This window comes from Oceanospirillum beijerinckii DSM 7166 (assembly GCF_000422425.1).
In the GTDB taxonomy this organism is placed as follows: Bacteria; Pseudomonadota; Gammaproteobacteria; order Pseudomonadales; family Halomonadaceae; genus Oceanospirillum; species Oceanospirillum beijerinckii.
The window spans coordinates 1-13,452 of sequence record NZ_AULT01000071.1; the positions used below are offsets into that span (position 1 = coordinate 1).

The window sequence follows — 13,452 nt, forward strand, 5'->3', positions numbered from 1 at the left end:
AAGCTTTGCTAAACGATAGACAACATACTGAAAACAGTATGAAGTCACCGGATACGCGAAAAGATTACAGTTCAGAATAGATAATTAGCAAGACTGGAATAAAGCTCTTAATAAAGAGTACAAAGACATCTCGGCACGAATCTACAACCTTTTTTGCTTGACGACAATAGCGTGTAGGAACCACCTGATTCCATCTCGAACTCAGAAGTGAAACTGCTCAGCGCCGATGGTAGTGTGGGGTCTCCCCATGTGAGAGTAGGACATCGTCAAGCGCCTATTTAGTCTTTTTAGAAAAGACAGCAAACCCCAGCTCAGTGAGCTGGGGTTTTACTTTAAATAACGGCCTGAATTTTCAGATAAAGAAAGTCAAGGCGGCAGAATTCTAGTCAATGGCTACAAATGTTTGAACCAAAAGATGTTCAAACTAAAGAAAAGTAGCGATTGCTTCCAGTTTTGCTTGATAACAATAGCGTGTAGGAACCACCTGATTCCATCTCGAACTCAGAAGTGAAACTGCTCAGCGCCGATGGTAGTGTGGGGTCTCCCCGTGTGAGAGTAGGACATTATCAAGCGCCAAATTAAGAACCTCGATCAGAAATGATCGGGGTTTTTTGTTTACTCGGCGAAGCCAGCAAACCCGACTGCTTGAAAGAAAGCAAAGAGATAAAGTCGAAAGTTCAAGCTGAGGTCGGTTATTTGAAGTTAATTTCTGTACTCCCTATTTAGCCTGTATAGCATCACTCTTAATTGGGCTTTGAGCAGAGATTCCATTCGCCAGCTGCCAACAGGCATTTGCATGTTGGTGTACCAATTCCAGAATAATGGTATCCACTTTACCTTCCGCACCTAGCTTATCCAGTACGCTAATTACCTGTTGTTGGGTCATTGAGTCGCGATAAGGGCGTTTTTGAGCTAATGCCTGAAAAATATCGGCGATGGTTAAAATTCGGGTTTCAGTAGGAATCTGCTCTGCTGTGAGTTGATAGGGGTAACCACTACCATCGAGGAATTCATGGTGATGGCAGGCCCAATCGGCGATTTCACTAAAGTGCTCCACCTGTTGTAAGATATCTCTGGCTTCAAAACCGTGACGGCGCATAGCGATGGTTTCTTTTTCGGTCAGTGGACCTTCTTTCTCCAGGATGCTATCTGGTATATGCAGTTTACCGATATCATGTAGATAACCCGCCAACTTCAGTTGTTGGCAGCGGCTATCAGGGAGTCCAAACTGCTGGGCTAGGAAATAGGCCAGTTCGCCTACCAAGGTGGAGTGCTCCGCAGTAAAAGGGCTTTTGGCATCAATCGCAGCCGCCAGAATAAAAGCGACGGCTTCTACATCCTGTGGACTCAACTCTATCGAGCGATCAAGAGTTTGGCTGTTCATATAGCGGGGAATATGCGCCGCATCCAACTGGAACCAGAAAGCATCCACCGCACTGGCTTTTAGAAAGGCTTCGACCAGCTCAGGAGCAAAATATCCCGGTAGACTTTGAATATTCTGCTGAATAGTATTACGGGCATGAATCGCTTCATCATCGGGGTTTTGCTGCAAATATTGGAACAAAAGTGCATCCACGCGGTCCACCAGAAAGATCAGATTGGCCAGGCTTTTACTATCTTGAGAAACCTGTTGCTCATCAGCTAGCGTTTGCCAGTGGGTATGATGGTAATAGATAGCATCAGCGTAAGGAGCATAAAATGGCAGGCTCTTCATGCGTACCGCACCATCAAGGCAATGTGTTTGAGCTTTCTCCCAGTCCAGTATAGTGACCAGTAGCTCATGCTCCTGGCTGCAAGAAACGCCAATATCGTGCAGTAGTGCAGCAGTGAAAATATCAACCTGATCAAAGTGCTCAAATGATACGTAACGAGCACATTGAGTAGCCATAAAGGCCACCCTTTTACCATGCTGGGTGTCGTCCAGCCCAACCTGGTCCATCATGTCTGAAATCATCAGGGTGATATTTTTAAACAAAAGATTGGGCACAATAGGCTTTCCTAAAAAGATATTTTTTTTATACCTGTTATTCTATCAATAATTGGATGGGCTCTGAATGGAATTAGTGTAGCTGTTTTGTAAAAACAGTGCGTTAATGCACTGGTTTACCCGTTTTCTATGGCAAAATTACCCGCCATAATAGGACCTCACTTTGACAAAGCGAATGTTATGGATCTGTTGACTGCTTTTTCTCCACTCACACTCACGGTTATTGTCATTATTTTGGCGCTAACAGTGTATTTTCATGGCCCTGTGTACTCCTTGCGTACCGTCAATGCCGCCCCCTCTATTCTGACCAGTATCGGTATATTTGGTACTTTCCTGGGTGTAGCTTTAGGTCTGATGGATTTTGATAGCAGGGATATCGAGGGCAGTGTACCACCACTGATTGAAGGCCTGAAAACAGCGTTCTGGTCTTCTATTGCTGGCTTGCTGGCAGCGATGACGATCAAGCTACGTCATGTGATTCACCATGTACGCAGTTATGAAACCGAAGCGAATTATACGGGAGCCACTGTGGATGATCTGGCCTCGCTGTTAGGGGATATCCGCCATGTTTTGCAGCAATCCGGTTTGTCTGAAATCGGTGCCCGTATGGAATCTACGACGACCGGATTAGAACAGCATCTGGGGCGCCTGGAGCAGGTGATTGGTCAGTATCAACAAGAGATGGTAGAAGCGAACAGCACTGCCCTGACCAGTGCCATTACTGATCTGATGACCAGTTTTAATGACAAGATTACTGTGCAGTATGGTGAAAATTTCCGTCAGCTGAATGAAGCTGTGGGTCAGATGGTGCATTGGCAGGAGAACTATAAGGGAGAGTTGGCTAAGTTGCTGTCTCAACAGCAAGCCAATGGAGAGGTGCTGGATAAAGCGACAGAAGCTTATAAAACCATGGTACAGCATACTCAAGCGTTTAATGAGGTTTCAGACAGGCTGGGTGATGTAATGACAGGTCTGCAGCAGCAGTCGGAAGCCTTAGGCAGTTATCTTGATAGTTTGGCCAATCTGGTCAGTAAAGCCTCCGATGGTTTGCCTGCTCTGGAAGGGCGTATTCTTATTTTGACTGAAGATCTGGCTAATGGCATTGAAACCAGTCATCAGCAGATGAATCAGCTACTGACACGTACTGCTAATACGATCGAAGCGACAGTGATTACTGTTAATCAACAGTTATTGGATGATATGCAGAAGGTCAATGCCAGTCACAGCAATACCTTATTGAAAATGCTGGATCGTAATGAACAGCAGCTGGTCCGTATCGATAACGCTATGGAGAAAGAGCTGACACACGCGCTGCAAACCTTTGGTTGTCAGTTAACGGCGTTGTCGGAAAAATTTGTCAGTGACTACTTGCCGCTGACGGATAAGTTGAAACAAGTGGTGGATATGGCGAATAGTTTGCCAGGTCCTCAGGAACGGAAACCTAAAGCGTGAATAACCGGTTAGATCATCAGCAAAAAGATGAAGAAAACCTGAGTCAGGAAGAAGGCGCGCACTGGGTGGCGGTCAGTGATCTGATGGCTGGTTTGATGATGGTGTTTCTGCTGGTGGCGGTGGCCTATATGGTCATCCTGGAGCGGGAAACAGAAAAAATTAAAGAAGTGGCGTTGCTTTATCAGCAGTTAAGGGATGAGCTGTATCAGGATCTTTATGAGGAGTTTAAAGACGACTTGCCCCGCTGGGGAGCTGAGTTAAAAGCAGAGGATCTGAGCCTTCAATTTTATAACACTGATGTGATGTTTGATGTCGGTAAGTCATCACTTCAGCCTGAGTTCACAGAGATCTTATCCGACTTTTTCCCCCGTTATACCCGGATCATCACCTCAGAAAAATACCGGGAAGATATCTCAGAGGTGAGAATAGAAGGTCATACCTCCAGTGACTGGACCAATGCAAAGACAGAAGATGAAGCCTACATTAAAAATATGCGCTTATCCCAGGCTCGGACACGCTCAACCTTGGGCTATGTGCTGGAGTTGGCGGATGTGGAGCATGAGAAGTCTTGGTTAAAAGGTCGCCTGACTGCGAATGGCCTATCGTCATCGAAATTGGTGATTAATCCCTTTGGCGAAGAAAATAGTGAGCGTTCCCGTCGGGTTGAGTTTCGCTTGGTGACTGATGCCGACTCCCGAATTACGGAAATCCTTAAGGGCTTCTTGAAAGATGAGCGTTAGTTTCTCTCCCGGATTATTATCTTTGTCGTTTATCCGTATCGCTGGTAGCACTGGCCTTGACCAAAGGGGGCGTTATGCAACTGCCTGACTTTGATCAGTTTGAGCCGTTGTTAGAGTTACGTCGACAGATGGATGCCAGGAAGTTAGGGCATTTTGAGCTGTTTGATCCCGCTTTGCACTTAACAGGTGAAGAGCGCTCCCGTCTGGAAAATCAGGGGATAGCGATAACACTCAGCCAACTGCGCATTTTGCCGGATATGACATTGGCGGTAAAAAATGGTCGTGTTGTTGTTTTTGAGCAAATGTATGAGAAGGGCAAAAAGCAGCATTTCCATGTCGCGCTATGTCCTAAATTGGAAATGTCGGCTGATTTTGGCTCACCCCAAGTACCATTAGTAGCAACAACCTGCCTGCACTCCCCTTTCCCAGTGTTGAATCATCAAAAGCGACGCAGTTTGTCTGTTTGCCCGGATTGTTTGGCCATGTTGGGCTATAAAGGCTTCAGTCTGACCCGTAACCGCCGTATTCGTTACAGCGAACAGCTATTACGATACTTTGAATTAACAGACTTTTTTAAAGTGTATACTTTATATCCTATCCGTAATTTAACGTTGTCTGTTAAAAAGGAATTACTGCACGAGACGGTTAATGAGCCAGCCAGTGGACGGAGAAGAAGGAGAGTGTCCGATCAATAATGAGTATTTATGCTAATGGCGACGGTTTGCTTATGAAAACTGCGTATAGGGTTGGTACTTCTGCTCCCATCAACCGAGTTTGTATAGGGAAGGTAGACATAAAAAAAGCCTCTGTAGTGCACAGCACTTCAGAGGCTTTTCTATCGAATTCGTGGTGGGCCCAGCAGGACTCGAACCTGCGACCAATGGATTATGAGTCCACTGCTCTAACCAACTGAGCTATAGGCCCTAAAGCGATAGGTATTTTACATAAGCTTTGCTCGTTTAGCTAGTGCTTTTGTAAGCAAACTTTTGATATTTCAATAAAAAGTAGGCAAAAGACAAGTGGGAATAAAGTGATAGATGCCGGGTTGGCGTTAAGTTTTGCCCAGTCGCTGACAGAACAAGAGAACTCTGCTTTATATGCCGTCAGTAGCTGTCTTACCTATGTAGTGGCGATAACATTTTGGTCTTTAGCAGGTAAAACCGAGACGGCTTGCAGTTACTGTAATGAAGGTTTCATTAACAGATGCAAGCTTGTTGAGAATGAAAATAAGAGTGTTCTTCGTCAATGTCATGCACTTTTAGCATTTCTCTTTACCATGGTGTCGCCAAGTTAGTCATAAGGCCTGCCTATAAAACTTTAGTAATAAATTATTGTAATTAGAAGAAATCAATCAAAAAACACTTGTTTTATAGAGCTTTCACCCAATGAAATGGTTGAAACTGCCGCTAGTAGTTAGATAATCTTTCTAGAGAAATTCTAAATTTGCTATAAAAAAATGAACTTTTTTGTAAAAAGTAGTTGTAAAGACATAAAGACATGCTCTAATAGAGATGCTGGCTCAACGAGTGCAGTGGTCAATGATGGAACGTCCTTTGGATGAACCATAAAAGTTTTTTTACCCAGTAGCTGGGTTGCAAGTGAGATTGAAAGAGGACGTTATGTCAGGTGTAATTACTGGTACCGTTAAATGGTTTAACGACGAAAAAGGTTTTGGCTTTATTTCTCGTGAAGGTGATAGCGATGTGTTCGTACACTTCCGTGCCATTAACGGTTCTGGCCGTCGTACACTGCATGAAGGCCAGCAAGTAAGCTTTGAAGTAACTCAAGGCCAAAAAGGCCCTCAAGCTGAAAACGTAACTGTACTGTAAGATCGTCTTACAACCAGTTCGAACAAATACCCGCAGCTTCTGCGGGTATTTTTTGTCTTGTTAAAAGCGTATTGGTATTGCTTCAGTCCTAAAACTCAATGGCCTGTACAGTGACAACCTGGTCGCTGACACTAAAGCGAACGTTAGCTTCGTTCAGTTGAATCCCATACACCTTCTCTTCTGATTGGTTTTTGCGATATGCGGGCCTGGGATCCTGCTGTAAAACTTGATCTACCAACGTTTTAAAGCTGCCAAATTGCCCTTCATAATTGATCAGTTGCTGTTGAGCGGTTTCACTCCAGATAACGGGCAGTATTTCAGGACTCTCACTGGCTAATGTATTTTCTGCCTCGGAGACCTGATCCACGTAAGGGATATAGGGTTTGATATCCAGAATCGGGGTGCCTTCCACTAAGTCTAAACCGCTCAGGTGAAGAGTAACGTCCTGACCGTCGATTTCTATCTTTTCCAGCTTAACGACGGATAATCCAATCGGGTTAGGACGAAAGGTAGCGCGGGTGGCAAACACACCGATGCGTTCATTACCACCTAAACGGGGTGGACGTACGGTGGGTTTCCAGTGATCACGCTGGCATTGATGAAAAACAAATTGCAGCCAGATATGAGTACTTTTCTCCAGTCCACGTACCGCATCCGGGTGATTAAAAGGCGCAACAAGCTTAAGTTGTCCCTTGGCCGCAGGAGCCAAACCCGGTTGACGGGGTATGCCAAACTTCTCTTTATAGCAGGATTGGATAAAACCTATGGCTTGAAATTCAAACTTCATGCTGGTACCGATGCTGGAAAAAGCGGCTATTATCCTAAACCAGCCCCAGAACAATCAAGCATCAGCTTATCCGAAAAAAATAGCGTCAGGATTTGCCTGAATGGCAGCTTATGGGACAATGCGCTCATTGAACAAGATGCCCGCCGAGGCAGAAATATAAGGGGTATTCCGTGATAGATTTGGCAACCTATGCTGCTAAGGCGCAGGAGATTATTGCAGCCGGACAGTTTCTCTATGGCGAGGGCTGGTCACCGGCCACCAGCAGTAACTACTCAGCTCGTATTGATGAACAGAATCTGGCCATTACCGTGTCCGGTAAACATAAGGGCCAACTTCAGGCCGAGGATATTATGGTCGTGGATCTGGCCGGTCATCCCGTTCAGTCTCAGTTAAAATCCTCTGCCGAAACCCTGTTGCATTGCGTGCTGTATGAATGGCGTCAGGATATTGGCGCGATCCTGCACACTCACTCCCAGGCGGCAACGGTACTGACCCTCTTGCTGGCCGATCAGGATGCGCTGGTACTGGAAGGTTATGAGTTGCAAAAGGCCTTTCCGGGCATTGACACCCATGAAGGTCAGCTGGTGATCCCTATTTTTGAAAATACTCAGGATATCCGTACTCTGGCGGCACAGTCCCTGAGTTATCTGGAGATGAATCCCATGACACCGGCTTACCTGATTCGGGGGCATGGTTTGTATACCTGGGGTGCAACGATGGCGGATACCCTACGCCATATCGAAGCGATGGAATTTTTGATGGCCTGTGAGCTGGAAATGTTAAAGGTGACACGATGAGCTTTCTGAATATTTGTGATGCTGACCAGCCGGGTCAGGTAAAACAGTCGCTGACTGAGGGCGCTGCCATTCAAGCCGCTCTGGGAGAAAAAGGTGTACGTTTTGAGCGCTGGCAGGCGAATCAGCCGCTGACAGAAGGGGCGGATCAGGAGGCTATTCTGGCAGCGTATTCTGATGAAGTCGCACGTCTGAAACAAGACAATGGCTTTCAAACCGCCGATGTGATCAGCTTAACGCCAGATCACCCGGATAAAGCCGCGCTGCGTCTGAAGTTCCTGTCTGAGCATATTCACAGTGAAGATGAAGTGCGCTTTTTTGTCCGCGGTTCGGGTATGTTCTATCTGCATCTGGACAATGAGGTATTTGTGGTCGGTTGTGAGCAGGAAGACCTGATCTCTGTGCCTGCCGGTGCCAAGCACTGGTTTGATATGGGTGATAACCCGGACTTTACCTGTATCCGTCTGTTTACTAATCCAGAAGGGTGGGTGGCACAATACACCGAAGATAAGATTGCTGATGGCTTTCCGCGTTTTGAGGAGCTGAGCGCATGAGTGTGTCTGTGGCCAATATCAAAGCCATTGTAACGGATATTGAAGGTACGACCGGTTCGATCCATTTTGTGCATCAGGTGCTGTTTCCCTATGCCAAGCAGCATCTGCCGGAATTTGTGCGCCAAAACCACAAGCAAGCCGCTGTGGCTGAGCAAGTCGAGGTAGTACGTGCCGAGATGGGGCAGCCTGAAGCCGATATTGAAGCGGTCGTCGAGCAGTTATTACAGTGGATTGAGCAGGATAAAAAGATTACGCCACTGAAAGCACTACAGGGTTTGGTATGGGAAAACGGTTATAAAACAGAGGCCTATAAAGGCCATGTTTATCCCGATGCCCATGACTGCCTACAGCAGTGGCATAAAAATGGCCTACGCCTGTTTATCTATTCTTCGGGCTCGATTTATGCTCAGAAACTGCTGTTTGGCTACAGCGACTTCGGTGATCTAAATGATCTCTTTGAAGGAAACTTTGATACCACGGTTGGGGGCAAAAAAGAATCCGCTTCTTATCAAGCCATTGCGAAACAGTTAGCACTGCCTGCAGAGCAGATTCTGTTCCTGTCCGATGTCGTAGCCGAGCTGGATGCGGCTCAACAAGTGGGTATGCAAACGGTTCAGCTGGTACGTGAAGCAGGGATGGAAACCGCAGATCATGCTCAAGTCGCCAGCTTTGATCAGATCCAGTTGAGCTAAGCTTAACCTTTCCCATAGCTGGGGCTGTTTATAAAGGGCGGTGTGTGAGGCACCGCCCTTGTCTAAACTGCGTTATCTGGCCTGGTTTACCTGCTATCTTGCCTTATTCCGTATTCTTGATTGTATTGATCCAATAATAGATGCTGTTTTTGGCTATCTTTTACCCTGTTGTCCTGCAGCAAAGCCTGATAGACTGCTTTTTTTAGTACTTGGAAGAAATTATGAGCGGAACTAAAGTGCTTATCAGTGCATGTCTCATGGGTGAGCGTGTACGTTATGATGGTTCCTCCCGTCCGGTATTCCACGCGGTTTTAGATCAGTGGCAAGCGGATGGTCGAGTGATTGCCCAATGCCCGGAAACCCTTGGTGGACTTCTAGTACCTCGTCCTGCGGCAGAGATTGAAGCAGGTTTTGATGGGAAGGATATCTATCACGAACAAGGCAAAGTGATTACCAAGCAGGGCCACAATGTCAGCCAATATTTTGTCCGGGGTGCCCGCCGTATTGTTGAACTGGTGAAAGAAAACAATATTAAGGTGGCGATCCTGAAGGCTAATAGCCCATCCTGCGGTAATGAGAAAATTTACACCGGAACCTTTGAGCGTCAACTGCGTGACGGTCAGGGTGTTACAGCGGCAGCCTTAACGGAAGCGGGTGTAAAGGTGTTTAACGAACATCAGTTGGATGAAGCGCAACGCTATATCCAACAGCTGGATGATCAGTGTGAGTCTCAATTAGAAACAGCCTGATAGGCTGTTTCTATCTTCTCTCAATCCTCTCGTCTTCTATCCCTTCTGTGTTCTATATCGTCTATTGTTCATCAGTTGTTTGATTTCTTGATAGAGCCGATCAAGATCAGATTCAAGTACACCCCATACAATCATGGGGTCTATGCTGTCGTAAGCATGAATCAGGATATTGCGAAAGCTGATCATCTTTCGTTTATCAGATAGATGGTTGGCAACTTCTGGGGCTTGTTGGCTAAGCTTATTTACAGCCTCACCAATGATTTCAAACTGCCTTTCCACAGCCGATTGCAATAACTCGTCTTTGAGATAATCATCAAAGCTCTTATCTTGGGTAAATCTGACGAGTTTAAGAATTGCTTCTTCAATATCATAAAGATACTTTGTGCTCTTAAGCTGCATCGAACAGCACCTGCTGTGTGGATTCGATACTCGCTTTAAGATAAGGGTTTTTCAGTGAAGAGCGAGTTAGCAAATCTATATCCCGGTCGAGTAATACTTCAAGATGACTGAGTAAGCCAAAGTAACAGGCTGAGTATTCCGTGGGCTTTAATTGAGCATTGAACTCTACTAGCAGATCAATATCACTCGCTTGTTCGTTAAACTGATCGGTTGCTGCAGAACCAAACAGAGATAAGCGCTGTACCTGGAACTGCTGACAGGCATCAATAATCCGAGATCTGTTGTGTTCAATCAGCGTCAACATAAGCCTATCCTCTGTCATATAGGTAACAGGGTAAAGAATATAGTCGCTTAATAATAGCGAGAGTCGTTCAGGGTATGCAAGATCGTGTGTGGCTGTGAGGTGGTGTTTATCGGTATGTGGTGGGGGAAAGGAGAAGAGTGTGCCTTAGCCAACATAGACTACACAAAGGGCACACTCTGCAGAAAAGAGACTTAAATCTCAACCAGACGCATTGACAGATCAACCGCAACACAATCCTTGGTCAATGCACCGATAGAGATATAGTCTACGCCGGTCAGGGCGATATCGCGTAAGGTTTCATGGGTCACGCCTCCTGAGGCTTCCAGCTTAGCCTTACCGTCTGCGATACCGACTGCTTCGCGCATCATCTCCAGTGAGAAGTTATCCACCATAATGATATCGGCACCCGCATCCAGGGCTTCTTGCAGTTCGTCGAGATTTTCCACTTCGACTTCAACGGGTTTGCCCGGTGCGATTTCATGGGCGCGTTCTACAGAAGCCGCAATCGAACCGCAAGCGGTAATATGGTTTTCCTTGATCAGGAAGGCATCATACAGACCGATACGGTGGTTATAACAACCGCCACAGGTCACAGCATATTTCTGTGCCAGACGCAGACCTGGAATGGTTTTACGGGTGTCCAGCAGCTGTACTCGGGTATCTGCTACCAGATCTGCATATTGACGGCAGCGGGTGGCTGTACCGGACAGGCTTTGCACAAAGTTCAGTGCACAGCGCTCACCAGTCAACAGAGAACGGGCAGGGCCTTCCAGATAAAAAAGCACCTGATTACGCTTAACGCGCTCACCCTCTTTCGCTTGCCAGATGATTTTGACCTCAGGGTCGATCTGCTTAAAGACTTCGTTGACCCAAGCGGTGCCACACAGAACCGCATCGTCACGGGTGATCACACGGGCGCGGGCCTGACGGTCTGCAGGAATCAGCTGTGCGGTAATATCCCCATCCCCTACATCCTCAGCAATTGCACGGGCAACCTGAGCGGGAATATCTTGTTCTAACAGGGACGGCATGGACATAATCAACCTCAGCGCAGTGGATAGCGAGTTGCAATAACGAAAAAAACAAACAGCCATTATAAGGGGATGGGGTAAAAACAGACAATCTTTACTGGAAATCGCGGCGACTAAAGAGGGGGCAGTGATGCCCGCCTTGTGGTTCGTTGCTATGTTTATGATAATTTATCTATTATCCAATGTTGTCTGATTCCCGTGAGCCATCAATATGACTGCCGATTCTCAGGATGTAATGAAACAGATTGTTCAATTCTGCTCTAAGCAGGATGCAGTGGAGGTGCTCTGGTTATATGGCTCACGTGCCAAAGGCACATCTGAAGCGGATAGTGATTACGATCTGGCAGTTGCTCTGTGTGGCGATATGATCGGTGACTATGTCTGGCTGGATGACTTGGCTTATCAGCTCAGGCAGTTGACCGGGGAGCAGATCTCTGTAGTGGATATAAATCACATCCCCATTCCACTGGCCATTAATGTGATTGATCAGGGGCAGGTATTATTTTGCCCAAATAACCTACGTTTGCATCGGGAAATGCAGCGTATCTGGTCAATGTGGGAGCATTATAAATATCAATTTGAGCGTGAGCAGGGCCTTGAGTACAAGGGTTAATCGTTTTGTATTCAAATCGCTGGCCAGTCACTAAACAATAAATGCCCTTAATTCTGGTAACCGCTTTCAAACAGGCACTTCTTAAATGAATCAAAAGAATGAAACAGATCATAGAGCTTATGCTTATGCCGTAATGGAGCAAGCTGATCAGCATATTGCCGGTTTGGATGAACTCAGCGCCAAGATCCAGCCAGGTTCTACAATCGAAACAGGAGCAATCACACAGCTTACTTTTAACGAACGCAGTGCCGTTGAGCGGAGCTTACAGGTGTTGGCTGAAATTGCTATTGGTTGTTCAAAACATTGGTTGAGGCAGCATCAAAAGCCTGTAACAGCGGAATCCCGTGCTTGTATTGAGCGTGTTTATGAATGTTTATCCGGTAAGGCATTACCCGATATTCAAGCGATGCGAGGAGCGATAGCCACCCGTAATGTGATTGTGCATGATTATCTCAATCTGGATTGGCAAAGAATTGAACCTGTGCTGAAGCAGCGTAAATATGTACAGGTCAGAGAGTATATTCAGCAGCTTTGCCAAGCATTATTGAAGACTTCTACTCTGCCAGAAGACGATGTTTAATGGCCCAAGATATCTGGCTCAAGCAAGCCAAACGCGTACCTTCACCCAACTACAATGAACGACCTGATCAAGTATTGGATTTATTGGTTATTCATAATATCAGTTTGCCACCGAAGCAATTTGGTAGTCCTTATGTTGAGCAGTTTTTTACTAATTGTCTGGACCATGACCTGCACCCTTTCTTTGATGAGATCCGAGGGGTAGAAGTCTCTGCCCATCTATTTATCCGTCGGGATGGTGAAGTAATTCAATTTGTGCCTTTAAATAAAAGAGCCTGGCATGCGGGTAAATCCAGTTTTCAGGGCAGGGAAAACTGTAATGATTTTTCCATTGGTATTGAGATGGAAGGCTATGACGACTGTCCGTATACCTCAGAACAGTATGCACGACTGGCCGAGATCAGTGCTGAAATCATCTCTTACTATCCCTCTATTTTGCCTGAGCATATTGTCGGTCACAGTGATATTGCTCCAGGTCGTAAAACTGATCCGGGGCCTGCTTTTGATTGGTCGGTTTATCAAGCGTTATTACAGGCGTCATTACAAACGTGACTGTAAGCGCTCTTTTTTAAGTGATAAGTATCAAAAACTACTCAGCCTAAAAGGGCTTATTCAACGTAGTGTTGTACTCTGGTAGGTGTTGTACTCTAGCAGCCTGTCGGACTATTAGCCCATTTCACCCAGATCTAGGATAATAGCCCTTTTCAGGTTCCAGCAGGATATATCATGAGTCGCTTTCGTACCATCGATCGTCAAACGCCTTATCTACTTCCTCCATCTATTGATGACTGGCTGCCTGAAGATCATTTAGCTCGCTTTATTGTAGAGGTTGTCGATAGTCTGGATTTGCAAGCCATCCAGGGAGCATATCGCGGGAGAGGCAGTGCAGCCTATCACCCTTCTCTACTACTATCCCTGCTCATCTACGCTTATGCCACCGGA

The 13,452-nt window shown here is 46.1% G+C and carries 17 protein-coding genes, 1 tRNA gene and 2 rRNA genes; 14 read left to right on the forward strand and 6 right to left on the reverse strand.

Translation table 11 applies throughout. The annotated features are described in order from the left end of the window. Positions 1 to 156: 156 nt before the first annotated feature. Positions 157 to 272, forward strand: a 5S ribosomal RNA gene (gene rrf, locus H579_RS0117580). Between the two features lie 184 nt (positions 273 to 456). Further along, positions 457 to 572: ribosomal RNA gene (gene rrf / locus H579_RS0117585) — 5S ribosomal RNA — on the forward strand. A 146-nt stretch (positions 573 to 718) separates the two neighbouring features. On the opposite strand, the gene H579_RS26265 is transcribed toward rrf (H579_RS0117585), so the two are convergent. Continuing rightward, a complete protein-coding gene (locus H579_RS26265) occupies positions 719 to 1,942 on the reverse strand; it encodes an HD domain-containing phosphohydrolase (RefSeq protein WP_211224743.1) in 1,224 nt (407 codons plus the stop codon). A 225-nt stretch (positions 1,943 to 2,167) separates the two neighbouring features. Between H579_RS26265 and H579_RS0117600 the strand changes: the two genes are divergently transcribed. The 3 genes from H579_RS0117600 to H579_RS0117610 all read left to right on the forward strand — a co-directional run bounded on the left by H579_RS0117600 (position 2,168) and on the right by H579_RS0117610 (position 4,874). Next, on the forward strand, positions 2,168 to 3,439 hold the full coding sequence (locus tag H579_RS0117600; protein ID WP_028301776.1) for a hypothetical protein: 1,272 nt from the start codon (positions 2,168 to 2,170) through the stop codon (positions 3,437 to 3,439). Next, entirely contained in the window at positions 3,436 to 4,179 is a 744-nt protein-coding gene (locus tag H579_RS0117605; protein WP_051227814.1) for an OmpA family protein, read from the forward strand. The genes H579_RS0117600 and H579_RS0117605 overlap by 4 nt, the downstream gene beginning before the upstream one ends. A 74-nt stretch (positions 4,180 to 4,253) precedes the next feature. After that, a complete protein-coding gene (locus H579_RS0117610) occupies positions 4,254 to 4,874 on the forward strand; it encodes a hypothetical protein (RefSeq protein WP_028301778.1) in 621 nt (206 codons plus the stop codon). A 152-nt stretch (positions 4,875 to 5,026) separates the two neighbouring features. On the opposite strand, the gene H579_RS0117615 is transcribed toward H579_RS0117610, so the two are convergent. Beyond that, positions 5,027 to 5,103 (reverse strand) — tRNA-Ile (locus H579_RS0117615). A gap of 695 nt (positions 5,104 to 5,798) precedes the next feature. Here H579_RS0117615 and H579_RS0117620 point away from each other — a divergent pair. Next, a complete protein-coding gene (locus tag H579_RS0117620) occupies positions 5,799 to 6,008 on the forward strand; it encodes a cold-shock protein (RefSeq protein WP_028301779.1) in 210 nt (69 codons plus the stop codon). 88 nt (positions 6,009 to 6,096) lie between these two features. Here H579_RS0117620 and tsaA read toward each other — a convergent pair whose 3' ends face one another. Next, entirely contained in the window at positions 6,097 to 6,795 is a 699-nt protein-coding gene (gene tsaA, locus H579_RS0117625; protein ID WP_028301780.1) for a tRNA (N6-threonylcarbamoyladenosine(37)-N6)-methyltransferase TrmO, read from the reverse strand. Positions 6,796 to 6,965: 170 nt separating this feature from the next. On the opposite strand from tsaA, the gene H579_RS0117635 reads away from it, so the two are divergent. From H579_RS0117635 to H579_RS26270, 4 genes are all read left to right on the forward strand, one after another. Continuing rightward, positions 6,966 to 7,592 carry a methylthioribulose 1-phosphate dehydratase gene (locus H579_RS0117635; RefSeq protein ID WP_028301781.1) on the forward strand — a complete coding sequence of 209 codons (627 nt, stop codon included), beginning with the start codon at positions 6,966 to 6,968 and terminating at the stop codon, positions 7,590 to 7,592. After that, positions 7,589 to 8,143: a 1,2-dihydroxy-3-keto-5-methylthiopentene dioxygenase gene (locus H579_RS0117640; RefSeq protein ID WP_028301782.1), complete on the forward strand. Its 555-nt coding sequence runs from the start codon at positions 7,589 to 7,591 to the stop codon at positions 8,141 to 8,143. The genes H579_RS0117635 and H579_RS0117640 overlap by 4 nt, the downstream gene beginning before the upstream one ends. Beyond that, complete coding sequence (gene mtnC, locus H579_RS0117645; RefSeq protein WP_036566610.1) at positions 8,140 to 8,835, forward strand: acireductone synthase; 696 nt, start codon at positions 8,140 to 8,142, stop codon at positions 8,833 to 8,835. Before H579_RS0117640 ends, mtnC begins: the two co-directional genes overlap by 4 nt. A gap of 221 nt (positions 8,836 to 9,056) precedes the next feature. Then, on the forward strand, positions 9,057 to 9,584 hold the full coding sequence (locus H579_RS26270) for a 2-thiouracil desulfurase family protein (protein WP_036566611.1): 528 nt from the start codon (positions 9,057 to 9,059) through the stop codon (positions 9,582 to 9,584). A gap of 36 nt (positions 9,585 to 9,620) precedes the next feature. Here H579_RS26270 and H579_RS0117655 read toward each other — a convergent pair whose 3' ends face one another. From H579_RS0117655 to nadC, 3 genes are all read right to left on the reverse strand, one after another. Beyond that, positions 9,621 to 9,983, reverse strand: a complete 363-nt coding sequence (locus H579_RS0117655) for a HepT-like ribonuclease domain-containing protein (protein WP_028301784.1) — start codon at positions 9,981 to 9,983, stop codon at positions 9,621 to 9,623. Beyond that, a complete protein-coding gene (locus H579_RS0117660; RefSeq protein WP_051227815.1) occupies positions 9,973 to 10,287 on the reverse strand; it encodes a nucleotidyltransferase family protein in 315 nt (104 codons plus the stop codon). The genes H579_RS0117655 and H579_RS0117660 overlap by 11 nt, the downstream gene beginning before the upstream one ends. A gap of 191 nt (positions 10,288 to 10,478) precedes the next feature. After that, positions 10,479 to 11,324: a carboxylating nicotinate-nucleotide diphosphorylase gene (gene nadC / locus H579_RS0117665; protein WP_211224744.1), complete on the reverse strand. Its 846-nt coding sequence runs from the start codon at positions 11,322 to 11,324 to the stop codon at positions 10,479 to 10,481. 205 nt (positions 11,325 to 11,529) lie between these two features. Here nadC and mntA point away from each other — a divergent pair, with 205 nt between their 5' ends. The 4 genes from mntA to H579_RS0117685 all read left to right on the forward strand — a co-directional run. Then, positions 11,530 to 11,931 carry a type VII toxin-antitoxin system MntA family adenylyltransferase antitoxin gene (gene mntA / locus H579_RS26275; RefSeq protein ID WP_051227819.1) on the forward strand — a complete coding sequence of 134 codons (402 nt, stop codon included), beginning with the start codon at positions 11,530 to 11,532 and terminating at the stop codon, positions 11,929 to 11,931. Between the two features lie 85 nt (positions 11,932 to 12,016). After that, positions 12,017 to 12,511: a DUF86 domain-containing protein gene (locus tag H579_RS0117675; protein WP_028301787.1), complete on the forward strand. Its 495-nt coding sequence runs from the start codon at positions 12,017 to 12,019 to the stop codon at positions 12,509 to 12,511. Continuing rightward, positions 12,511 to 13,062, forward strand: a complete 552-nt coding sequence (ampD, locus tag H579_RS0117680) for a 1,6-anhydro-N-acetylmuramyl-L-alanine amidase AmpD (RefSeq protein ID WP_028301788.1) — start codon at positions 12,511 to 12,513, stop codon at positions 13,060 to 13,062. Before H579_RS0117675 ends, ampD begins: the two co-directional genes overlap by 1 nt. A 174-nt stretch (positions 13,063 to 13,236) precedes the next feature. Then, positions 13,237 to 13,452: transposase (locus tag H579_RS0117685; protein ID WP_028301789.1), on the forward strand; the 216-nt coding region annotated here is incomplete at its 3' end.

Excerpts from the sequence above, each read along its gene's own strand:
- ampD (WP_028301788.1), top strand. The coding sequence starts at position 12,511 with ATGGCCCAAGATATCTGGCTCAAGCAAGCCAAACGCGTACCTTCACCC.
- tsaA (WP_028301780.1), bottom strand. The coding sequence starts at position 6,795 with ATGAAGTTTGAATTTCAAGCCATAGGTTTTATCCAATCCTGCTATAAA.
- H579_RS0117640 (WP_028301782.1), top strand. The coding sequence starts at position 7,589 with ATGAGCTTTCTGAATATTTGTGATGCTGACCAGCCGGGTCAGGTAAAA.
- H579_RS0117675 (WP_028301787.1), top strand. The coding sequence starts at position 12,017 with ATGAATCAAAAGAATGAAACAGATCATAGAGCTTATGCTTATGCCGTA.
- mntA (WP_051227819.1), top strand. The coding sequence starts at position 11,530 with ATGACTGCCGATTCTCAGGATGTAATGAAACAGATTGTTCAATTCTGC.
- H579_RS0117610 (WP_028301778.1), top strand. The coding sequence starts at position 4,254 with ATGCAACTGCCTGACTTTGATCAGTTTGAGCCGTTGTTAGAGTTACGT.
- H579_RS26270 (WP_036566611.1), top strand. The coding sequence starts at position 9,057 with ATGAGCGGAACTAAAGTGCTTATCAGTGCATGTCTCATGGGTGAGCGT.
- H579_RS0117600 (WP_028301776.1), top strand. The coding sequence starts at position 2,168 with ATGGATCTGTTGACTGCTTTTTCTCCACTCACACTCACGGTTATTGTC.
- H579_RS0117660 (WP_051227815.1), bottom strand. The coding sequence starts at position 10,287 with ATGTTGACGCTGATTGAACACAACAGATCTCGGATTATTGATGCCTGT.
- H579_RS0117620 (WP_028301779.1), top strand. The coding sequence starts at position 5,799 with ATGTCAGGTGTAATTACTGGTACCGTTAAATGGTTTAACGACGAAAAA.
- H579_RS0117655 (WP_028301784.1), bottom strand. The coding sequence starts at position 9,983 with ATGCAGCTTAAGAGCACAAAGTATCTTTATGATATTGAAGAAGCAATT.
- mtnC (WP_036566610.1), top strand. The coding sequence starts at position 8,140 with ATGAGTGTGTCTGTGGCCAATATCAAAGCCATTGTAACGGATATTGAA.
- nadC (WP_211224744.1), bottom strand. The coding sequence starts at position 11,324 with ATGTCCATGCCGTCCCTGTTAGAACAAGATATTCCCGCTCAGGTTGCC.
- H579_RS26265 (WP_211224743.1), bottom strand. The coding sequence starts at position 1,942 with ATGATGGACCAGGTTGGGCTGGACGACACCCAGCATGGTAAAAGGGTG.